General features: G+C 61.8%; 18 protein-coding genes. All 18 read right to left on the minus strand.

From position 1 onward, the window contains the following. Window positions 1-2: 2 nt before the first annotated feature. The 18 genes from ACLIKD_RS08690 to ACLIKD_RS08775 all read right to left on the minus strand — a co-directional run bounded on the left by ACLIKD_RS08690 (window position 3) and on the right by ACLIKD_RS08775 (window position 20,748). Complete coding sequence (locus ACLIKD_RS08690; RefSeq protein WP_226470809.1) at window positions 3-629, minus strand: LysM peptidoglycan-binding domain-containing protein; 627 nt, start codon at window positions 627-629, stop codon at window positions 3-5. After that, window positions 629-1,657, minus strand: a complete 1,029-nt coding sequence (locus ACLIKD_RS08695) for a hypothetical protein (RefSeq protein WP_428827999.1) — start codon at window positions 1,655-1,657, stop codon at window positions 629-631. Before ACLIKD_RS08695 ends, ACLIKD_RS08690 begins: the two co-directional genes overlap by 1 nt. Before the next feature lie 23 nt (window positions 1,658-1,680). Beyond that, on the minus strand, window positions 1,681-1,821 hold the full coding sequence (locus ACLIKD_RS08700) for a DUF6760 family protein (protein WP_226414522.1): 141 nt from the start codon (window positions 1,819-1,821) through the stop codon (window positions 1,681-1,683). Between the two features lie 17 nt (window positions 1,822-1,838). Next, complete coding sequence (locus ACLIKD_RS08705; protein ID WP_428828000.1) at window positions 1,839-2,210, minus strand: hypothetical protein; 372 nt, start codon at window positions 2,208-2,210, stop codon at window positions 1,839-1,841. Beyond that, window positions 2,207-2,632 (minus strand): phage tail protein, encoded by a 426-nt coding sequence (locus tag ACLIKD_RS08710; protein ID WP_226414547.1) that lies wholly within the window; start codon window positions 2,630-2,632, stop codon window positions 2,207-2,209. The genes ACLIKD_RS08705 and ACLIKD_RS08710 overlap by 4 nt, the downstream gene beginning before the upstream one ends. Before the next feature lie 28 nt (window positions 2,633-2,660). Continuing rightward, window positions 2,661-3,827: a phage tail sheath family protein gene (locus ACLIKD_RS08715; protein ID WP_428828001.1), complete on the minus strand. Its 1,167-nt coding sequence runs from the start codon at window positions 3,825-3,827 to the stop codon at window positions 2,661-2,663. A gap of 12 nt (window positions 3,828-3,839) precedes the next feature. Continuing rightward, the gene (locus ACLIKD_RS08720; protein ID WP_428828002.1) at window positions 3,840-4,691 is read right to left on the minus strand and encodes a Pvc16 family protein; all 852 of its coding nucleotides are present in this window, start codon (window positions 4,689-4,691) and stop codon (window positions 3,840-3,842) included. Between the two features lie 10 nt (window positions 4,692-4,701). Next, window positions 4,702-7,590, minus strand: a complete 2,889-nt coding sequence (locus tag ACLIKD_RS08725) for a hypothetical protein (RefSeq protein WP_428828003.1) — start codon at window positions 7,588-7,590, stop codon at window positions 4,702-4,704. Between the two features lie 140 nt (window positions 7,591-7,730). Beyond that, window positions 7,731-9,902 (minus strand): AAA family ATPase, encoded by a 2,172-nt coding sequence (locus ACLIKD_RS08730; protein WP_428828004.1) that lies wholly within the window; start codon window positions 9,900-9,902, stop codon window positions 7,731-7,733. Between the two features lie 325 nt (window positions 9,903-10,227). Next, window positions 10,228-10,791, minus strand: coding sequence for a hypothetical protein (locus tag ACLIKD_RS08735; RefSeq protein WP_428828005.1), 564 nt, complete (start codon window positions 10,789-10,791; stop codon window positions 10,228-10,230). 38 nt (window positions 10,792-10,829) lie between these two features. After that, window positions 10,830-12,965 (minus strand): patatin-like phospholipase family protein, encoded by a 2,136-nt coding sequence (locus tag ACLIKD_RS08740; RefSeq protein WP_428828006.1) that lies wholly within the window; start codon window positions 12,963-12,965, stop codon window positions 10,830-10,832. A gap of 110 nt (window positions 12,966-13,075) precedes the next feature. Beyond that, window positions 13,076-14,152: a hypothetical protein gene (locus tag ACLIKD_RS08745; RefSeq protein ID WP_428828007.1), complete on the minus strand. Its 1,077-nt coding sequence runs from the start codon at window positions 14,150-14,152 to the stop codon at window positions 13,076-13,078. A gap of 16 nt (window positions 14,153-14,168) precedes the next feature. Continuing rightward, entirely contained in the window at window positions 14,169-14,951 is a 783-nt protein-coding gene (locus tag ACLIKD_RS08750; protein WP_428828008.1) for an SGNH/GDSL hydrolase family protein, read from the minus strand. A 130-nt stretch (window positions 14,952-15,081) separates the two neighbouring features. Continuing rightward, window positions 15,082-16,119 (minus strand): CobW family GTP-binding protein, encoded by a 1,038-nt coding sequence (locus ACLIKD_RS08755; protein ID WP_428828009.1) that lies wholly within the window; start codon window positions 16,117-16,119, stop codon window positions 15,082-15,084. Between the two features lie 73 nt (window positions 16,120-16,192). Then, a complete protein-coding gene (locus ACLIKD_RS08760) occupies window positions 16,193-16,396 on the minus strand; it encodes a YbdD/YjiX family protein (protein ID WP_226414598.1) in 204 nt (67 codons plus the stop codon). Window position 16,397: 1 nt separating this feature from the next. Beyond that, complete coding sequence (locus ACLIKD_RS08765; RefSeq protein ID WP_226470815.1) at window positions 16,398-18,464, minus strand: carbon starvation CstA family protein; 2,067 nt, start codon at window positions 18,462-18,464, stop codon at window positions 16,398-16,400. 232 nt (window positions 18,465-18,696) lie between these two features. Further along, complete coding sequence (locus tag ACLIKD_RS08770; RefSeq protein WP_226414604.1) at window positions 18,697-18,903, minus strand: hypothetical protein; 207 nt, start codon at window positions 18,901-18,903, stop codon at window positions 18,697-18,699. Window positions 18,904-19,044: 141 nt separating this feature from the next. Beyond that, window positions 19,045-20,748: an ABC transporter ATP-binding protein/permease gene (locus ACLIKD_RS08775; RefSeq protein ID WP_428828010.1), complete on the minus strand. Its 1,704-nt coding sequence runs from the start codon at window positions 20,746-20,748 to the stop codon at window positions 19,045-19,047. Between the last annotated feature and the right edge of the window lie 151 nt (window positions 20,749-20,899).

The following is a 20,899-nucleotide window of genomic DNA, read 5'->3' on the forward strand; positions in this document are numbered from 1 at the left end:
GCTCAGCCCTGCCGCGGAATCTGAAGATGCGCCCCGGCGGCCAGTCCGCGCGGGTCGTCGACGTTGTTGGAAGCGGCAATCAGTCGCCACTGGGCCGGATCGTCATAGACCGCTGCGGCTATGGCCTGCAGCGTATCGCCCGCCTTGGCGACATAGGCCGTCACCTGCTCGACCTGGGCCACGGGAACGGCGGCGATCAGGCTTTCCAGGCTGTCGTGGCCCTTGAATTCGACCGTCAGATGGGCGCGCAGCGGCATGCCGGCGGCGTTGAAGTAATCGAACTCCTGCCTGACGCTGACCAGGAAACAGGGAAATGCCAGCGAACCCCAGAGCAGCAGCAGGCGCGGCGGGGCGCGGGTGACCGTGGCCGGCTCGGTGAGATTGGCGATGGCGGCGGTCGCCGTGCGCACATCGGCGCCGCTGCTGGTGGTGTCGAAGAACAACTCCATGCTCAGGCTCTTGGCGTTGCCATTGACGAACTGCAGCACCGACGACGGCAGGCCCGGGATCTTGAGTTCGGCGAACTGGTTGGTCTTCGACAACTCGTACTTGGGCGGGTTGAACATGGCGGGGATCGGCGGCGATCCGGGGACGTCGAGGTTTACGATTACGGCCTTGGTGAGCGCCATCAGTAACCTCCTCCGCGTTCGCGCTCAAGACGCGCCTGTTGTTTAAGGACCCGTGCCACCTGCTCTGCCACCTGGCCGATATCCGCCCGGCTCAAGCGGGCCGGCGGGCTTGGGAATTCTGGCGCGGATGCGCCGGCGGCAGCTTGCATTTGCCCGGCCGCCACCGACTGTTCCGGCTTCGCCTGCTCCGCGGGAGCGGCCGACAGCAGGCGCATGTCCATTCCAGCCAGCCCCCGGTTTTGACGAGCCTGATCAAACAAGGCGTCGACCAGGGCCGAAGGGGCCATCGGCGCCACTTGGCGGATCGGTGCTGCAGTGGCCACCACGCGCGAGTCCGGGCCTCGATGCGCAAACACCAGGCGCCCATCGCCAGCGGTGGCACCCGGCGCCTGGCTTTGCGGTGGCGCGGCGCGGCGACCGCCGCTCGAATCCTGCGGATAGCCCTGCTTCGCCGCAGCCGGCGTGGGCAGCGCCCTCAGTTCAGGCCGCGGCGGGGTAAGCAGAACGACCGGTTGGGCGATACTGGCCGGTCGCCAGGGCGCGGCCGGAGTCAGCGGAGCCATGGTAGCCCCAACCGAACCCTCCGCCGGGACCGACAGCGAAGGAACCGCACCTCGGGCAACCGGCAGCATGGGCGGCGTTTTTTCCTCAGGGATATTCGCCAAACCATTCGCTGCCCCGCCCTGGCGCCCGATGGCCACGACCGGGTGCGGCGCGTTGTACACCACGCTCGACTGCTGGTAGATGGATTGCCGCCCGAAGCGAATCTGCAGGCTGATCGGCGCCAGAACCGTCCACGCCGGCCGGAAAAACTTCAGTTCCGGCGCCGAAGGGGCGAGCGCCGCGCGATCCGCATGTCCCGGCTCGGCGGACACGAGCGTCAGCCGGAGACGGTGGTTGACCAGAACGCTCTGGCGCGATGCCAGATGCGCCAGAAGATGCCGGCCGGCGCCAAGTGCCGGCGGTATCCAGGCCTGGCGGCTGCCTACCGGAACCAAGGTGCCGTCTGCTTGCATGTGGTCTTTCATTGCCCCTTGCCGATCATCGTTTGTTACTGCTGCGGTTTATCCAGTGCCTCGTTGATGCGCGAAATCTCCGCAACCCAACGGCGGCGCTCGCCATGCTCCATGTTCATCAATTCGGCGACCGACCAGTGAAAGTGAAAGGCGATGAAGGCTACCTCCTCGTACAACCGGTCGAGGGGGTAGCCTAGGATTCCCCCACCGGTGCCGTCTCCATCTCGAATGCGTGCTGGCAATGCGGACAGGTCACCGCCAGCTTGCTGCTTTGCGAGCTGTTGATGCGGTTGTAGAAGTCCTGCAGGTATGCCAGATCGGAAGCGAACAAGCCCTCGATGACCTTGGGATTGATGACCTCGAGCGCGCCCAGCCGGACCACGACACGGGCCAGCAGGATCACCACCAGATAGGCCGGATTGCCCTGCACGCGCGGATCCTTTTGCGGCAGGATCTCGTCGGCGGCGGTGGCCAGGCGCATCGTCCCTTGCCGATGGACGTTGCCGGCGCTATCGACATACCCCCTGGGGAGCACGAACTCGAATTCGGTGGCGAAGTCGTTCACGCGCGCTCCAGTCGTTCGCAACTGATGGTCAGCGTATCGATTGCCACGTCATTGCCCTTGCCGCTGAAGTCCGGCGCATCGTACTTGCTCGGCCAGGCGGTGAAGAAGTTCCAGCGGACCTTCTCCTGGCCGACATCGTCAAGCAGGATGATCGAGCCGTTCCGGCGCTCGACCTTGCCGTTGAGCGCCGTGCGGTGCCAGTCGTAGAGTTCGCGCGAATCGGTGACGCCCCACTTCAGGGTGATGTCCGGATAGCTGTTCTTGCCCGGGAGCTTGCGCACCGTCGCCGCATCGCCGCCTTCGCGGTATTCGATGACCTCGACGTTCGAACCGAAACCGCTGCAGTCGGAAAAGCCCGCCTGCGTAATGCCGTCGATTTCGAGCAGGAAACGGAAGTTCTTGTACGGATCAACTCTTGCCATATCGTTCTCCTAATGCCGGAAAAGTGTCTCAACTGCCTGTCGTCTGCTGGATGCGGAAAATCACGAACTCCGCCGGCTTGACGATGGCGACGCCGATCTCGGTGACCACCCGGCCAAGTTCCCGGACATCGGCCGGATTGGTATCGGCGTCGCATTTCACGTAAAAGGCCTCTTTCGGCGTTTCGCCGAACAGGGCGCCGGCGCGCCACTCGTTGGTCAGAAAATCCGTCAGCGTACGGACAATCTGCTTCCACAAGGAGGACGTATTGGGCTCGAAGACCACCCATTGGGTGCCCTCGTCGATCGACTCGCGCAGATAGTTCATGTAGCGCCGGGTGCTGATGTAGCGGTACTCGGAATGGGCCTCGTCGGCCCGCGTCCGGCCGCCCCAGACTTTCAGGGCACCGTTGAACTCGCGGATGACGTTGATGCCTTCCGGATTCAATCCGTCCTGCTGGGCCTTGCTGATCCGATAGCCCAAGCCCAGCGCCCCCTGCACCACTTCGTTGGCCGGCGCCTTGTGTACGCCGCGCGTCGCATCGTTGCGCGCATAGATGCCGGCAATGTGGCCGCTGGGTGGAACGATGACGGTGCCGCCGGTCGCCGAGGTCGGGTCGTTGACCTCGATCCACGGGAAGTAGATGGCGCCATGGCTGCCCGTCTCGCTTCTGGCGGTCAGGCTGATATCGGTCGCGGTGATGGTCGCCGGGGTCTTCACCCCATCGAGGACGGCAACCCGGTCGCCGGTATTCTTGCAATGGTCGAGCAGCGCCTGCTGAACCGTCTGGCTGGTGACGCCGGGGGCGGCGACAATGGCGATTTCGTCGATGGCGGCCAGATCGCTGAGCTCGTCGACACCGGTGCTCAGATCGGCCTCGGCCGCTACCCTGACCACCCAGCAGCGCGTGCCGCCGTTGTGGAAGAAGCCGAATACCGCATGCGCCAGGTAGGCGTTGCCGCTCTGGATCTCGCCGAATTGCGTGACGAAATCGTTCCAGCAGGTAATCAGGTACGGCTTGCTGGCCGTGGCGACCAGGTATTTGCTGCCCGAGCCATCCGGTTTGGCCGGCATGGTGATGTTGTTCGGCACGACGCCGAGGAACCCGGCCGTGCTCGTACCGACACCGGCAATGGGCTTGGACGAGGGCGGCACGTCTTCGACGTAGACCCCGGGGGACAGGTAAGGATTGGGCATTGCACTTCTCCTTCAGATTGCGTCGGTTAAGTTGAGGTCAAAAGCACCGGGGCTGGTGCCGGGAACCGCCACGGAAACGGTGGTGGGGACATACCCCTGCCGGCTGGCGCTGATCTGGTAATGGCCGGCGGCGATCGTGGAAAAACTGTAGCGGCCGTCCGCATCGCTCGTCGCGCGCAGGCCGAGTTCGACCAGCGTCAGTTCGGCACCGCCGATCGGCTCCTGGGTGTCGGCGTGCCGCACGGTACCGGCGAAATGGAAGAGCGGCTCGGCGATGCCCAGGCTCGTCTCGTGGATGACCATCTCCTTGGTCGAAACCTCGGAGGCTTCGACCGGTTCGCCAGCCAGATCCATCGCGATGGTCGCGCTCAGCGTAATCGACGGGCGCAACTTGCCGCCCAGCGCCGACCAGAACTCCGCCGGGTTGCGGACCAGTTCGCCTTGCGCGGCGAGGAGCGGAACCGGGTAGCGCTGGCTGGCCAGTTCGCCGTGCAGGAGGTTCGCCGGAATCGCCGGCAGGCGGGAAAAAAGGCGCAACACTTCGCCGAGCAATTGATGCTGGCCGAGAATGTTCGCCTCGCCGGTCACCCCCGCCTCGATCCAGGCGGTGACCAGATAGGAGCAGGCCACCCGGAGCGGCGGCCGACGTATCGTGACCACGCCGTTCTGCCTTTCGACCACCGGTTCGTTGTTCCGCAACTCGGCATTCTCGCGAACGTCGTAGAGGAACAGGTTGATGACGGTCTTGTCAGGGTTGAACGATTCCGCTGGACGATCGAACACGACCTCGGCATCGCGCACGATGGTCGGCGCGCTGGACGCCTCGAGGATGGCTCTCAACGACAAATCGAGATCATGAAACATGGCCCGTTCCTCACTTCGTTGTCTTGCGTTCCAGCCACGTCTTCAGCGCTTCGCCAAAGGCATCCTGGAGCGGATTGCCGGATGATCGCTTGATGGCCAGGTCGTCGAGCAGGCCGATCGCCCACGGCTCGGGGCTGACGAATACATCGTCCACCACTACCCGTCCGTTGAATTCCTTGAGTAGGACGGGCTCCACCAGATCCGGTCGGGCCCCGACATTGACCCGCAACGAGAAGAACAGTTTTTCACCTTTCCCGGGTTGCTGAACGAACACCGAGTAGCGGCGATAGACCAGCGCATGCCCGGCATCCTTGGCATGGCTCACGGCATTTTCGGCCACCATCCGGACCTCCGAATTCGACCCGCCCAGCTTGCCGCGCATGCGCCGCAGAAAGCTTTCGACCCCCTGACCCTCGATCAGCTGGTTGTACACGTCGTATTTGACCGGAAGCCCCAGGTTGCCCGGCCCACGGGCCAATCCAACGGGCGCTCCGAAATTGAGTTCGACGCTGAGCGGGCCTGACAAATGCAGTATTTCCGAGGACGGATTCTTGTCCCGGAAACTCTGCGACATCTCGCCTCGCGTCGGCATGTCCGTCGGCGGACGTTCATTTCCTTTGCGCAGATAGCCTTCGGCGATGGTATTGAAATGCCCGGGACGATCCGGGTCAGCCTTCATCCACGCCCGCGCGACGACTTGGCCGCGGCGATCGACGAATTCGAGCACCTCGTTGATGCCGACGGTGACTACCGGCCTCCCCGCCCCGGCCGCCGTCTGCAGATCGTCGGTCCGGATCTGGCGCGATTGATAATCGGCAGGCGGCACGCTGCGTTTGCGCAGCGCCGGCTGGGCGACATCTTTTCCCGGCGTTTTCGCCGCCGTGCCGAAATTGGTTTTGCCGCCGACCGCGCCTTCGTTGTCGAGTTTTCCCTTGCGCCGTTGCTCCAGCCAGCGGTCGGTATCGGCGCGCGCCACCGGGTTGTCGAAAATAGTCCGGCTCTCGTGGTAGCTGTCGAAATCGGCAACGCGGCTGAAATTCTTGGTGATCCTTTTGCCATCGGCATTGACCGTTTCGATCACCAATCCACCTTCCTTGGTGACCGTGTAGGCCGAGCGGCCGCGCTTGCCGCCGGGCAGCGGAAACTCGACGATTTCGGTCATCGTCCGCCCCTGGCCGGCGACCCGGTGCGCCAATTCGGCGACATCGGCCTGGGCCGGCATGCGCCACAGCGGCACGTCGGCGGTATTGGTGTGGAAGTGCTGAACGGCCCGCCACGCGTTATCGTCCTGCGGCGGGTGCACCTCGGTCGTCTGGCCGAGCCGGACGACGTACTCGCCGGTGTCCGGATGCTGCCAGATGCCGACTTCGTGCAGGCCGCCGGTTTCGGCGATCACCCGGTCGTAGAGCGTACGGGCCGCTTCGAGCGAGCCATGCGGTTTGCCGATGGTCACGCTGCCCCCCTTGGCCGACGCTGCGTAGCGCGGCTTGCGCCGGCCGCTTGCCACCTCGGGCGGCGTTTTCGGAGCATCGCGCGGCCCCAGGCGCGCCTTGACCTCCTCGGCCATGGCCAGTTGATGCGAATCGGCCACCGCCTCCCGCTTCTCGCTGAGTACAAGCTTCGGCGACGGCTGCGGCTCGGCCCGCCCGGCCATGCTCTTGCTGCCTGCCGCAACGTCGGCTGGCGAGGCGGCTTTGACGGGCTTCTCGGCGGCTGCCTCGCGCCTTGCCTGGGCATGTCCATGGGTGTCGATGGCCAAAGACATCAGCTGCGGGATCAGGCCGGCGAGCACCTCGCCATAGGCTATTTCCTTGTCCTTCGGGCTGTCGGCCGAGGCGGCAATATCCGCCAGACGCTTGAGCGAGGTCGTGGTCTGCAACATCCCGAGCAGCACGCCGACGCGCGCCCGGGTCACCTGCTGGCTGGCCGACGATCCACTTTTGGCGGCCATCGCCGTGCCGATCAGACTGGAGGCGAGCATGACGACCTGGTCGATAAAATCGTTGTCGTTCAACAGATCGACCAGGGCGGTCGACTTGCCGGCTTTCTGCCTGGCTTCGATCACCCGGCCAATGCCCTGGGCGGCCATACCGACGCCCTGTAGTCCGCCGAGCACGCCGAGCGCCTGGTTGGCCTTTTTGAGCTTTTCCAGATTCTGGGCCAGCTGCATCAGCTTGCCGCCTTTGGCGCCCAGCGCACGCGACAAATTCACCAGCTGCCAGATGACATCGCCGCCGGCGGTGCCGATCTGCGCGGCATTCATGCCGAGCAGCAGGCTTTCCGACGAATCCCACTCGCGGCCGAAGAGAATGTGCGCCGTCTCGTCGAATTGCTCGGCCATCGCTTGCGCCGCCTTGGGGCCGGCGAGACCGACCAGACCGGTGCCCATGCCCTTGAGCATGCCCCACAGCCCCATCGCCTCCTGCCGGGCAATCAGCGCGACGCCGCTCTCGGTGTCGGCGCCTTCCGGGGCATCGGTCCGCTGCGTTTCGCTTAGCTTGACCGTGCGCTTGAACTCTTCGAGCCAGTAGCCGCGCAGCATGTACCACAGCGCATCGTAGGCGATGGCGTACTGGTCCTGCCAGAGCGAGCGGAAGCTGCTGCGCGAGAAGGAGCGCGACTTCAGGCGGGCGAGGAAGTGGTCGAGCATCGGCGTGCGGCTGGTGTTGCGTTGCTCGGTCGACCGGCTATCGTCCCTTCTCGCCCAGCCACGGATCTTTTCCAGAATCAGCGTCTGATCGCCCGTATCAGGAGTGCCTTTTTTCAGGATGCGGACGATGTAATCGATATCGGCGTCGATCTCGGCGCGCGTTTCCGGCGCGAGCGGCACCAGCCTGACGGCCGCCTTTTCCGGTGTCGTGCCGGCAACCGGAGAATTCGGGCGATCGGCCGTCAGCATCGACTGTGCCCGCTGATTGCCTACCGTCCGCTGCAAGTACATCGGCGTGCCGGTGCTGGCCGGGCGTTGCGCGCTCGGCGCCGGGTTTGGACGCCGCGTACTGACGGCTGGCAAAGTCTCCCGCGCGACGTATGGCCGGTTCACGCCGTCGCCCTCGACGGTTGTTCGCCAGTGGGCAGGCTCTTGCCGATTTTCTGCAACTCGCGTTGCGCCGCCCGCCACACGTGCGCCTGGCCAACCGGTTGTCCGTCGCCGGCGGCGAGAAATGCCGCGGCCAACGCGACGTTCCTGATATGGCCGCCGCTGAATTTCAACTGCCCGGCCAAGACGCCCGGGTCGATATCCTCGGCGAGCGGCACGCCGGCCGGCCACACTCCGCTCCAGATGCGCCGCCGCTGCGCTTCGTCCGGGAATGGAAAGTGGACGATGAAGGCGAGCCGCCGCATAAAGGCCTCGTCGAGGTTTTGCCGCAAGTTGGTGGCGAGGATGGTGACCCCCTCGTAGCGCTCCATCTTCTGTAGCAGATAACTGATTTCCAGGTTGGCGTAGCGGTCGTGCGAGTCCTTGACCTCGGAACGTTTGCCGAACAACGCGTCGGCTTCGTCGAAGAACAGGATGGCGTTGGCGCTCTCGGCTGCGCTAAAGATCCGGTCGAGATTCTTCTCGGTCTCGCCGATGTATTTGCTGACCACCCCGGCCAGATCGATGCAATAGAGGTCGAGCCCGAGATCGTTGGCGATGACCTCGGCGGCCATCGTCTTGCCGGTTCCCGACGGCCCGGCAAACAGCACGGAACTGCCCTGCCCGCGCACGCTGCGCTCGGCGAAGCCCCACTCGTCGAGGACCTTGCCACGATGTTCGACGCGCTGACATAGCTCATGCAATTGCGAAAGCGCATCGTCGGGCAACACGATGTCGCTCCAGGAGGCACGGCTGTCGATCTTGCCGGCCAAGCCGTCGAGCCGACCAGCCGATTGGCCACGGGCAGCGGCGATACAGTCATCCATCGAGGCAAACGGCAAGGCGCCGATGCCGTCCCGCTGTTTCGCATGCAGGCGCGCCTGCCGCACGGCCTCAGCGGCAGCGGCTTCGATTTGCCCCGGAGTGAGCCGGAACAGATTGACCAGCGTTGCCAAGCGGCGTTCGTCCGCCTTGCGGCCGAGTTCGCCCAGGGCGGATTGCCAGCATGTGGCGCGCAGGGCGGCATCAGGCAGCGGAAGGTGAACATCAGCGACGTGCTGGCGTAGCGCCGAGGGCATCTCCCGTTCGCTGGCAAAGATGATGTGGCAGGGTGATTCCGTCAGCAAGGCAGCCACCGCCTCGGTGGCTATGGGCGAATTGAGCCAGCCGTGGATGCCGCCCAGGCACAGGATTGCCCCCCGCAACCAGGCTTGGCGCATGGCCAGCGTGACGGTCGGGCCGATCTCGTCGGCAGCGATGCCGGTGACGTCGATAGTCAGCAGGGCATACCCGGCATGCCGGGCAACAGCTGCCGCCGCCTGGCGCTTGCCGATGCCGGCGGGGCCATGCAGCCAGACGTGCAAACGGCCCTCGGCCATCACTTCGGCAACACGGATCAGGTGCGCCCGGGTCTCGTCGGCAACGTGGAGATCCGCCAGGGAAGCCTCGCCAGCCGAAGGCCGGACAAAAGGCGCCAAACGGCTGTCGAGCCCGGTATCGCCAAGAAGATGACGGACGATCTGCTCGTCGGGCTTGACGTACCGGGCGAGCAGCGGCGGATCGGTCTGCTGCGGGTCGGCAACGAGGTGAACGATGCCCTGGCGCACCAGCGGCGCATCGGCGCTGAACACCGGGCGATGCTGCATGCGCTCGATCCCGGACGAACACAACAGGGCCAGGATCAAGTCGACAGTCGGCCGTTTGCGCGTGACGTCGTCCTGCAGGTAGGCATAGAGGCGTTCGTAGCGAAGGTCATACTCCGGTGCCAGGGCGATCAGCAGAACGTCCAGCTCAAACCCCGAAAGACCATAGCTATCGGCCATCCTTCGGGCAAAGCTGCCTTCCGTCGGGGGCCACAAGGCCAGGCCGGATGCACGGTCAATCACGAATGACGGCTGCCCGGGCTGGCGGTTCAGCAAGTGGTTTACCTGCTCAGGCGCGATGTACAAACCACGAAATTTTTCCTGGCTGGCCGATCCCTGACTGGCATCGAAGGCATCCAGCGCCGACGACAAAAGACAGTCGAGACGTTGCAAGGCACCGTGAAGCTCGGCCCCCCCCCCGACCAGTTCGCGAGGAGCCGGACAAACAGGCAGGCTTTCGACATTCTGGATCTTTGAGGTGGCTACCATTGTCGGTCCTCAAATCAACTACCGGGCTATGTGCGAACGATCCGTTGGCTACTGATCGCCGGACAATGTTTCGAGAATCCAAGGCGGCAAGGTGGCGCTCTAGAAGATGTGCACGAACTTCAGGAGCAGCAACCCGAACACCTCAACCAACCTGCCAGTCAAAACCATGCTTATTGCATTGATCCTACCCGCCGGGGTATCCGTTTTGCATCATCCAAAGCAATGATGACAGCGAATCCAGTTGATGTTAAAGAGCCTTCGGATACTGCTGAGAAGTGCGATATAGCGCCATCTGCCAAGCAAAATCGGCACCGGCAGCGAATTGCTACTTGTTGAAGAACATGTTCTTCCACCATGAGGTGCCATCCCTGAGTACCGCATACTCAAGTTTCGATGGAATCCAGGTGTCATCGTCGTAGATCGGGCGATGATAGAAGAACGTACCCGGGTGCTCGGCAACGTGGCGTTCCATGCTTCGGAACCGCTTCCCCTCTCCCGACCAGCCTCGGTTCAGTTCCCTGCGCTGCGGAAAAAGATTGATGTCGAGAATGCCGCCACTGGCGTGTCCAAGGAAGTGACCTTTATCTGCCACAAATGCCTTGTCGCCCAGCACCCGCCGGACCGATGAGTTGACGTTGGGAAAGCCGCGCATCCGTGCACTATCCCGTTTCGTCAATTGCTCTGTTGATACCGCGTAGGCGAGAACCACCCGCTCGAATCCGTGATCGAAGAGAAAGAAGGCGGAATCGACGTTGATCGTCGAGACCTCCGATGGGCCAAAACGCTCCTCGTAGCAGGCAATGAAGTCTTCGACCGCATCGTCCCAGTTGACCAGCGCTGACGGAAGCGTCGATCCGATCGCTGCGAAGACAGTCGGCAAGCCGATCACGGCGTCGCCCCCAACCCAGAAAAATCAGCTGCCGATGCTCAAATTTTCGGGGAAATGCGCAGTTCGGCCCGCGGCTTCAGCGCCTTTCCCTGCAGCTTTGATCCGTTTGCGATCATCGCATCGCCCATCTCCTGCAGGCGCGCCAGATAATCCGTTGCCGCCTTTCCATCCCTGATCGAATATCGCCTGCTGGCGACGACACGCTGCGTAACGCTGCTCCATGTTCCGCTGTGCAAGCGCGCGTTGAGTGATACGCCGATGCGTTCAAGCAGGCCCATGAACGTCGTTAGCCGCACCTCCTCATGGTTCGCCCAGCCCTCGCCAGCCTGCGTACCGCTCGGGTGAAATCTGGCAATCAGTGCTTCCGCAGCCATCTCGCCCGCTTCACTCAGGGCTCGAATGTTCTGCTCCGGCATATTCAGATTCAATCCCCCTTCGTCCTTGCGTTGACTGATCTGGACAATTCGATCTCGATATCCCGGATAGGGAAACTGGATCTCGTCGCGCCAGTTTTGCATCGTGTTGACGATTGCCAGCAGAAATCCAATCAGGCCACTCGTCGGACTGGCGTCTTGGGGCTCCGGCCAGTAGCGAATCCTGCCGCCGATATTGCTGTCCGGAAGATAGATGCGCCCTCCCTCCTCGATTGGATGATCGGGGTGCGGTTCCTTCAGGTTCACTGCGAATGTTGGATGACCGGGCAATGGGGCATCGAAAAAGTGAAGAGGCATGTTGCTTCCGATGCCACCATCGGAAAACCAGACCCGGGTCGCGGTCAATACACCCGGGGCGCGGCCCGCTACGGTCGTTGAACCGGAACTCGCCTGCTCTTTTGCTTTGGAGTTGGCCTTCAAACTCCAATCGACCGAATACAACGAAACAGCCGACAACAAAATCGGAAAGCTGAGGCTCATTCGTACCGCGACGACGACCGGCAAATATTGGTTCCTGGGTAGTCGGCGCAGGCGTTTGCCGGCGGCGTTAACAACGTGCTCCTCCGGTTCGTCCGGGTCACGCCGATCATCGTCCTTGGCACCTTCTGCGCGGTGCGGCTCCCGTAGCGCGCGCATGACCTCGGCGGGGAACAGCCGGCTCCATTCATCTTCATCGTAGTAGAACGGAGGGCAACCATCCCGGAAGGGAATGCTGTAGCACATCTGCTGGCTGATGGCTGTCGTCATCACCTCCAGATTGATGTCGCGCGCCGCGGCATTCGTCTTACTGGCCTCATCGGCTCCCCACAGATCACCGAAAGTCAGGACTCGATCCTCCAATTTGAGTCCGGCGAGCTCGTTGAAGTAAGCCATCAGCCAGTCCGTGAGTCCTTTGGGTCCGGTCGGTTCCTTGTTCATCGTGCGACCGGTACATATTCCGTAGAAATTCTTGTGTATCCCCGCTAGCAAGGTCTTCACAAATTTCGCACCGGCGATACCCAATGCAACTGCAGCCGAAAGCACCGTTGCGATGGCCACCGCGCCAACCAGAAACGGCAAGCGCCAATCCAGGGGAGCTCCGCCCAGTAACACTAGAACCAATGCGGTGAATGCAATTGCCGCAACAAGCCAGAGCAGGAACGTCCCCGCGGACAGGTTGCGCAGTCTGCGCAGTCCGAAGTAACTCCATAGAGCCCAACCCGCCAGGATCACAAGGGATACAAAAATGGCTCCCCCGTTATCCGGATAGGGGCCGGTGACGCTGACAATCGGTACGATCAGGAGCAATGCCAGCACCAAACCCAGCAACGCAAATCCCCGGAATTGACGCAGCATCGTTAGCAAGGCGGAACCCGCAGCATGCAGCGGGCCAAGGTTGAGCATGCTGACAAGAACTGCAAAATGCTTCCGGACCTCCGGTGCAGGCTGAAAGAGGTGGAACAACATCGATGCCTGCGGGGATCCCATGGACTGCTGGAGATCGTCAGGCAACTCGCGCAGCCGATCAAAGGCACCATGATTATTGTGTTGCCGACCGTATTCCGCTGCGGCACAGCCAGCCGCCGCAATCGCTCCGGCCGATGTGCCGCCGATGTTCCGGAAGCGGTACTTTTCGGCGAGGCGCGCAATAAGTCGCGGGTAGACGACACCGCTGGTAATTCCACCTTTCATGATCAGATCGCACTGCAACATCTCGCCTTCGCCAAGTCCCGGTGCGCTGTCCGCTGGGGTCATGACCATCTGTTCTCTCCCTTGTTCAGGCCTTTCCTGGCACGATGCATCTCACCCTTGGGCAGTTCTGGCAACGCTCGGCAGCATCGAGTTGATGTCGCCAGTCCTTTGTCAGAAAACTAAGCCTTCTTCGCCGCTTCCCGCTCCAGGACGTTTGCGCCCACCGATCGAATTGAAGCCAGCGATTTCAATGCCCCGAACCAGAAAGGCGCGCCAAGTGATACGGCGAAAACCGAAAGCAACAGACCGACGAGCTTTTGCCAACTGAATTGATCTCCTTCCCAACCCAGTTTGAGCCCGGAAACCCGAAGGGCATCCGCACGGTTAATGATCACTTGATCCACTTTGCCCTGTTCTTCAAGGAGTCTTTCCTCGGCAACCCTTTCAGCTTGGCTTGCTTTGATCAAGCTATCGCTTTTCGCACAATCCGGCACGATCGGTGTCTGGAGCCGACAGGCGTCTTCGGCTTTCTTGCGCTCCTCCACGGCGGAATTCCATGCGCTCCTGGCTTGGTCCCTCGCCTTGACATCTAGGTATTCAGCCAAGTCTTTCGTCTTCGCCGCAGTTACTGCCTGCTCGGAAACTGCCTTACGAACGGCCGGATCTATCGACAACTGATGGATCAGGGCAACCGTGTCCACGTTCATCGAACCCACCACGATGCCGGATAGCACGACAAGCACGTACTGGGTTTTCTGCCGATACCAAGCCGTCAATTGCTCCTCAAAGGTCTTGAACCAGGCATCAAGCATCTCCCGGAACTTCACGAGATCATCGCCGGCGCGGGAGCAAATATCGATCAGGATTTTCCGGATCGGACTATTCGCAGGCAATTCCCCGGCCAAAGCGCGTATATCGCTTACCTTGGCGAAGGCATCTTCCTTGAATCCTGAGACCGACGATAGAACGCCTTGCATCAGAGGCCATGCCGCGATGTAGCTTGCCTGGAAGGTATTGGAAATACCCGATGTCCCAAGATAAGTAACGAAGGGGGAAGCGAGGACTTTGCCAGCCCCGACATCGTCGAGCGAATCTGGCTTCTCCGACAGCAAACTGCCGATTCCGCGCCGCAACCATTTGGCGCGGCTGCTCAACACCGCGGCGATAAACTCGTTCAAGGACGTGACGGCCAGCGAAAAGACCAGATAGACCACCGACAGGCCCAACAGGACGTCGAGCGATACGAGAATGTCCATTGCACTACCTCCTCGATCAGGCCAGCTCAGCCTGTTCCAGCAAGGGCTTCCAGCATTCCTTGGCAATTTTTCTGAAACCACTCCCTTTGGGGTGGAGTTCGTTCGCCCAATCGCTCTCGGCAAGCGCACCGCGACTGTCCACGACCAGCAGGTGCTCGGGATCGCCGGAGGCGATCGTCGTCAGCATTTGATGGAACTGGTCAATCAAATAGCGGACGCAGTCCCGCTGCAGTTGATCAGGCACGCCTGCCGCTACCAAGGCTGGCTTAAGCCAGCCGGCACCGCCGAACACCCCGCGCCCATCCGGGATCGCGTAGTCATAGGAATGCATTACGATCAGACAGCTCAACGAGGTATGGGTATAGATCAGCCCCACTAAGCGCCGGTAGTACTGATCCATCCGCTCAAGGAAAACACTGAGTCCGCCATCGCCCGATCGGAAACAGTCAGCGGCGGTACTGGCAGCCGAGCAATCAAGACGGAGCAACGGACGCATGTCGTTGAAGCCGGCGAAATCGTTTCCGCCGCCGCTGATGAAGACTGCCGACAAGCTGCTCCCGTACAAGTGCAACGCCCGGGTGACCTCGTCCTTGTACTTGCCGTCGACATAATCGAATGCCTCCGCCCCATTCATGCCCTTGGCGAGAATGGTGTGTTCTTTTCTCTCGACCACCGGCCCCAGATGACTGACCAGACTGCCGCCCGGAAATGGATACCAGAACCAGGAATCTCCGATCGCCAGGATGCTTGGCGTCACGTGGGCAAACTTCAAGCCCGCTTCATCCCAATAGACATTCATTGTCAGCCCTCCTGAATGCGATTTCCGTCAGCGTTGATCCAGCCGTTTGAATTGGAGACTACTCTCCATCATATTTGCTTGGCATCATCCAAACGGATGATCGGATCTGGCGCCGCCGCGGCAAACGCGCTCAGCTACAGGCGGCCAGGAATGCCTCGGTGATGGCCACTGTAGCGAGACGCCGGCCGATTATCACGATGACGCTTTCCTGGACCTCGCCCGCTTCCCAAGCCCGGCCATAATCGAAACCGGTAATGCGGTGCACGCCCTGAAAAATCAGCCGCTCGGGCTTGTCCGCGATGGCCAGTACCCCCTTGTAACGGAGCATGTCGTTGCCCTGGCTGGCCAGCAGTTCTTCGACAAAAGCGCCGATCCGGTCGAGGTCGACCACGCCGGGATGGCGCAGGACCAGCGAGGAAACATCGTCATCCCACGGGCCTTGCGGGCTGGCGGCCGGCGAGCCGCCCCGGGCATGGCCGGAGGGACGGTGGCCGGCGAGAAAAGCCGGATCGAGTTCGAGCACCTCATCGAGGTGAAAGGCATGCAGATCGAGAAGACCGGCCACTGCTTCCGTGGCGGTTGGCGAAGGGATGATCGGCGCGCGGACGTTGATGCGCCGCAACCGGGCTGTCAATTCCTCGACGCGGGCGGTGTCGACCAGATCGGTCTTGGTCAGCAGCAGGCGGTCGGCGAAGCCGACCTGGGCAGCGGCCACCCGATGTTGGTCGAGCTGCTCGCCGGCATGCACGGCATCGACCAGGGTCAGGATGCCGTCGAGGACATAGCGCTCGCGCACGCCTTCATCGACGAAAAACGCCTGGGCGACCGGCGCCGGATCGGCCAGGCCGGTGGTTTCCAGCAGCAGCCGGTCGAAAGCCAGGGTCCCGGCGGCGCGACGGTCGGCGAGGTCGGCCAGGGCTCGGCTCATTTCGCCGCGCACGCTGCAGCAGACGCAGCCATTGGCCAGTTCGACCACGGTGATGGCGGGATTCCGGTTGTCGCTGATCAGCCCGCCATCGATGCCGACGGCACCGAATTCATTCTCGACGACGGCGATGCGCTGCTTGCCGGAACTGGCCAGCAGACGGTTGAGCAAGGTCGTCTTGCCGGCCCCGAGAAAGCCGCTGAGGATGGTGACGGGGATGGGCGGAAGAGCTTGGCTAGTCATGGTGATCCCAAAAAATAACTGGCCGACCAGACTATCAGTCGGCCGGCCAGAGGTAATGCGCTGGAACGAGGAATTAGCAGCAGCGCCCGGGGCGCCCGTCGCCGCCGCCGTAGCGGGCCTCCTGGCGTTCCCGGAAGAACGCCTCGTACGTCATGATCGGCAAGTCGGGGTGCGTCAGGCGCATGTGCTGGACGTAGGTATCGTAGTCCGGCACGCCCACCATCAGGCGGGCGGCCTGCCCCAGATACTTGCCGACGCGGGCGATGTCCGAGAACATGTTAGACGCGGAAGCCTTCCGGAATCGGCGCGAACGGCGTTTCCTGATCGCTCCGCTTCTTGGCGATATACGCCTTGCGGCAGGCCGGGATGGTGAAGGCCAGGATGCTGATCACCAGGAAGATGAACAGTGCGGCCATGCCGGCATCGATCTGGTTGTTCAGGATGATCTGCTGCATCTGCCCGATGTTCTTGGCCGGTGCCAGCAACTCACCCTTGTCCAGCGCCGTCTGATACTTGTCGGCGGCGGCCAGGAAGCCGATCTTCGGATTTTCGTGGAACACCTTCTGCCAGCCGGCGGTCAGCGTGCACAGCAGCAGCCAGATGGTCGGCACGATGGTGACCCAGGCGAAGCGCTGGCGCTTCATCTTGAACAGCACCACAGTGGCCAGCATCAGGGCCACACCGGCCAGCATCTGGTTGGCGATACCGAACAACGGCCACAGGGTATTGATGCCGCCGAGCGGATCGACCACGCCCTGGTAAAGGAAGTAGCCCCAGGCGGCGACGCACAGCGCGGTGGCAACCAGGCTGGCGACGATCGAATCCATTTTGCGCATCGACGGCACGAAGTGGCCCATCAGATCCTGCAGCATGAAACGACCGGCGCGCGTCCCGGCATCGACAGCGGTCAGGATGAACAGCGCTTCGAAGAGGATGGCGAAGTGATACCAGAAGGCCATCATGCCCTTGCCGCCAATGAAGCCGGACAGGATATGGGCCATGCCGACGGCCAGGGTCGGGGCGCCACCGGCACGCGAGATGATGGTGTTTTCACCGACATCCTTGGCCGTTTGCAGCAGCATTTCCGGAGTAACCACGAAGCCCCACTGGGAGATGACCTGGGCGGCCTGCTCGGCGGTCGTGCCGATGATGGCGGCCGGACTGTTCATGGCGAAATAAACGCCCGGGTCGATGACCGAAGCGGCGACCAGCGCCATCATTGCGACGAAAGACTCCATCAACATGCCGCCGTAACCAATCAGGCGGGCGTTCTTTTCATTGTCCAGCATCTTCGGCGTGGTGCCGGAGGAAATCAGTGCATGAAAGCCGGAAACGGCGCCGCAGGCGATGGTGATGAACAGGAAGGGGAACAGGCTGCCCGACCAGACCGGACCACTGCCGTCGATGAACTTGGTCAGCGCCGGCATCTGCAGATCAGGCGCGACAATCGCAATGCCGACGGCCAGGCCGACGATGGTACCGATCTTGAGGAAGGTGGACAGGTAATCGCGCGGCGCCAGCAACAGCCAGACCGGCAGAACCGAGGCGACGAAGCCGTAGCCGACCAGCATCCAGGTCAGTGCCTTGCCGTCGAAGGTGAATAGCGGACCCCACACCGGGCTGGCGGCGACATCGCCGCCATAGACGATGGAGGCCATCAGCAGGACGAAGCCGATCACCGACATTTCGCCGATCTGGCCGGGTCGCAGGTAGCGGCTGTAAACCCCCATCAGCAGCGCAATGGGAATGGTCGCCATAACGGTGAAGGTGCCCCACGGGGAACCGGCCAGGGCCTTGACGACGATCAGCGAAAGCACGGCAAGGATGATCACCATGATCATGAAGGTACCGAACAGCGCGATCACCCCGGGCACGGCGCCCAGTTCCGACTTGACCAGATCGCCGAGCGAGCGGCCGTCGCGGCGAGTGGAAATGAACAGCACGATGAAGTCCTGCACCGCACCGGCGAACACGACGCCGGCCAGGATCCACAGCATGCCCGGCAGGTAGCCCATCTGGGCGGCGAGGACCGGTCCGACCAGCGGCCCGGCCCCGGCGATGGCGGCGAAATGGTGGCCGAACAGCACGTACTTGTTGGTCGGGACGTAATCGAGACCGTCGTTATGGCGAATCGCCGGGGTCATCCGCGTCGCGTCGAGTTCCATGACGCGGTCGGCGATAAACAGGCTGTAGTAGCGGTAGGCGATCAAATAGGTGCACACCGCGGCAATAACCAGCCACAGCGCATTGATCGTTTCACCGCGATGCAGGCCGACGACGCCGAGGGCCGATGCCCCCAGGAGGGCCACCAGTCCCCAGACCAGGTGACGTTGGATTTTTTGCATTTTTGTTATTCCGAGACGAAAAGTGAAGTTTATCGCCGCCGACGAGATTGTCCCTAAGTGATATCCCTTAGAGAGGTACCTGGACTCTGGACCATTCCGGCGGAAGACCGTCGGACGCCGCGCAGGCAAAGCTTTGCCGCGGGTGCTTCAACGAAACAGGAGAGGGACAAGCCCCGGCTCCTGTTCCCGTTGGTTTGCTTATTGCCTCAAGCAAAGACCGCACACGGCGATCTTACTGACCCAGATGCTGCAAAACGGTATGCAGGCGTTCGGCGGCTTTTGCCGCTTCCGGATCGTTCTCCGTCAGTTTCAGCACATCTTCCCAGTTGATATAACGATCGAGTCGAGCAAGGGCTTTGGCGCTGGTCGAGTCCAAATCGATGCCCAAGGCAAGAGCGTCACCGTTACCGTTGAGCTTGTAATCAAACAAACCTTGCATGCTTCGTTCTCCAAGTTGTCGCGAAATAAAGAAGGCAGTGTATAGATCAGGCACCGTAAATGAAATGCTGCGCCGTTCAAATTGCAGTTTGCCGCCGGCTAGCGATGCGCTCGCCCGGACAATGGGCATTGCCAGCTTGGATTAATGATTGAAGTGGTAGTTGGCCGCCGGATGCGACTGCCAGTCGGCATCGCCGGTCAGTTCCAGCACCTGGGTATGGAATTTCAGGATGGTCGAGCGATGGGCGACGCTGATCAACGTCGTTTGCGTATCGGCCAGCTGCCGGTAAAGGTTGGCCTCGTTAGTGACATCCAGCGCGCTGGTCGCTTCGTCGAGAATGGCAAAGCGGGGGCGGGTCAGCAGCAAGCGGGCAAAGGCCAGGCGTTGCTGCTCGCCGATCGAAAGTACCTTGTGCCAATCCATCTCGACGTCCAGTCCACCGAAACGGCTGGCCAGATCCGGCAAATTCACTTTTTCCAGCAAACCTAGCAGCTCTTCGTCGGTGCACGAATATTCCCTCTGCGGGTAAAGCAACTGGCTGCGCAAGGTGCCGAGCAGCATGTACGGCTGTTGGGGAAGGAAGAGCATGTCGTCACTGCCCGGACGAAAGATGGTGCCGCTGCCCGAACGCCACAAGCCGGCAATGGCACGCAGCAGCGAACTTTTTCCGCTGCCGCTTTCGCCGACGATCATCAGCCCTTCGCCGGGCTTGATGGTGACCGAAAGATTGCGGATCAGGATGCGCTCGCGGTTCGGTGTATGCAGCGTAACGTCGTCCAGCGTCAGGTGCGACGCTTCCACCGAGCGGATGACGCTGCCCGGATCATTCGGTCCGGTTAGTTGCGCGGGCAGGCATTTCGCCAGGGTATCGAGGCGATCGACGCCGGCCGCGAAGCGGCTCAGGCCTTCGAAATTCTCGATGATCAGCGATATTGCACTGAGTACCGCGGCAAAGGCGCCCGCTGCCTGAACCGCCCGCCCGACCTCAAGTTCTCCCGAAAGCACCCGCCCGGCGATGATCGCGCTGGGGATGATCAGGGTCAGCAGGAAGTAGGAGTGTTGAAAAAGATTCAGCGAAAACTGGCTGCGAATAAGCCGGTTGAAATTATTGAATGCCTCGGTGAAACGCCGTTTAACCTGCTTCAACTCCTGGGCTTCGCCACGATAGAAGGCGATGGATTCGGCGTTTTCACGAACCCGGACCAGACTGAAACGGAAATCCGCTTCGCGCCGCAGCTGGTTGTAATTGAGGCCCAACAGGCGTTGGCCGAAGACGAACACGACGATCAGCGTGCCGGCCATGGAATAGACAACCAGGAAATAGACCAGTTCGTGGGAAATCGACCACAGCACGCTGCTGAAAGCGACCAACTGCAAGGTCGAGCTGATGATGACCAGCAGAAAATACAGCGAGCGCTGAGTGAAGGTGGCGATGTCCTCGGCGATCCGTTGATCCGGATTGTCGATGCGATTGTTGGCATTCAATTCGTAGAAATGCCGGAAGCTGAAATAGCTGTCGAGGAAACGGTTGGTCAGCCAGCGCCGCCAGTGGATGCCCAGCTTGTCGCGGACAAAGTAATAAAGGGCGTAGATCGGCACTGCGGCGATCAGCAGGCCGAGGCACAGCTTGATTGACGTCCAGAAGCGGCCTTCGTCGCGCGCCGCCAGGGCCGAGGTGAATTCGCCGGTCTGTTCGTTGAAGAGCACGGCAAATTGCGTCTGGCCGAGCAACAGGATCACCAACAGGGCAATCAGGCCCCGTGCTTTCCATTTTTCCTCGTGCTGCCAGTAGGGCGAGGCAAGAGCCCAGTAGCGCTTCCAGAGGTAGCGGTCAGCCGTTTTCATTATTTTTCTAAGTGATCAATGCGCCGTTGGGGTGGGCACCGTAGGTGGGTACCGATACAAGGTCGGCAAATAAAGCATGGTGAAGTTCTTTTACTCCTCGCCTCGCCTTGCGGTCAAGCGGCCTCGGCGTGACAATATCGGCGATCTGGAG

The sequence above is a fragment of the Azonexus sp. IMCC34842 genome, assembly GCF_050368855.1.
Taxonomy (GTDB): domain Bacteria; phylum Pseudomonadota; class Gammaproteobacteria; order Burkholderiales; family Rhodocyclaceae; genus Azonexus; species Azonexus denitrificans_A.

Coding starts and splice junctions, on each gene's coding strand:
- ACLIKD_RS08690 (WP_226470809.1), bottom strand. CDS start 629: ATGGCGCTCACCAAGGCCGTAATCGTAAACCTCGACGTCCCCGGATCG.
- ACLIKD_RS08695 (WP_428827999.1), bottom strand. CDS start 1,657: ATGAAAGACCACATGCAAGCAGACGGCACCTTGGTTCCGGTAGGCAGC.
- ACLIKD_RS08710 (WP_226414547.1), bottom strand. CDS start 2,632: ATGGCAAGAGTTGATCCGTACAAGAACTTCCGTTTCCTGCTCGAAATC.
- ACLIKD_RS08715 (WP_428828001.1), bottom strand. CDS start 3,827: ATGCCCAATCCTTACCTGTCCCCCGGGGTCTACGTCGAAGACGTGCCG.
- ACLIKD_RS08720 (WP_428828002.1), bottom strand. CDS start 4,691: ATGTTTCATGATCTCGATTTGTCGTTGAGAGCCATCCTCGAGGCGTCC.
- ACLIKD_RS08725 (WP_428828003.1), bottom strand. CDS start 7,590: ATGCTGACGGCCGATCGCCCGAATTCTCCGGTTGCCGGCACGACACCG.
- ACLIKD_RS08730 (WP_428828004.1), bottom strand. CDS start 9,902: ATGGTAGCCACCTCAAAGATCCAGAATGTCGAAAGCCTGCCTGTTTGT.
- ACLIKD_RS08740 (WP_428828006.1), bottom strand. CDS start 12,965: ATGGTCATGACCCCAGCGGACAGCGCACCGGGACTTGGCGAAGGCGAG.
- ACLIKD_RS08745 (WP_428828007.1), bottom strand. CDS start 14,152: ATGGACATTCTCGTATCGCTCGACGTCCTGTTGGGCCTGTCGGTGGTC.
- ACLIKD_RS08750 (WP_428828008.1), bottom strand. CDS start 14,951: ATGAATGTCTATTGGGATGAAGCGGGCTTGAAGTTTGCCCACGTGACG.
- ACLIKD_RS08755 (WP_428828009.1), bottom strand. CDS start 16,119: ATGACTAGCCAAGCTCTTCCGCCCATCCCCGTCACCATCCTCAGCGGC.
- ACLIKD_RS08760 (WP_226414598.1), bottom strand. CDS start 16,396: ATGTTCTCGGACATCGCCCGCGTCGGCAAGTATCTGGGGCAGGCCGCC.
- ACLIKD_RS08765 (WP_226470815.1), bottom strand. CDS start 18,464: ATGCAAAAAATCCAACGTCACCTGGTCTGGGGACTGGTGGCCCTCCTG.
- ACLIKD_RS08770 (WP_226414604.1), bottom strand. CDS start 18,903: ATGCAAGGTTTGTTTGATTACAAGCTCAACGGTAACGGTGACGCTCTT.
- ACLIKD_RS08775 (WP_428828010.1), bottom strand. CDS start 20,748: ATGAAAACGGCTGACCGCTACCTCTGGAAGCGCTACTGGGCTCTTGCC.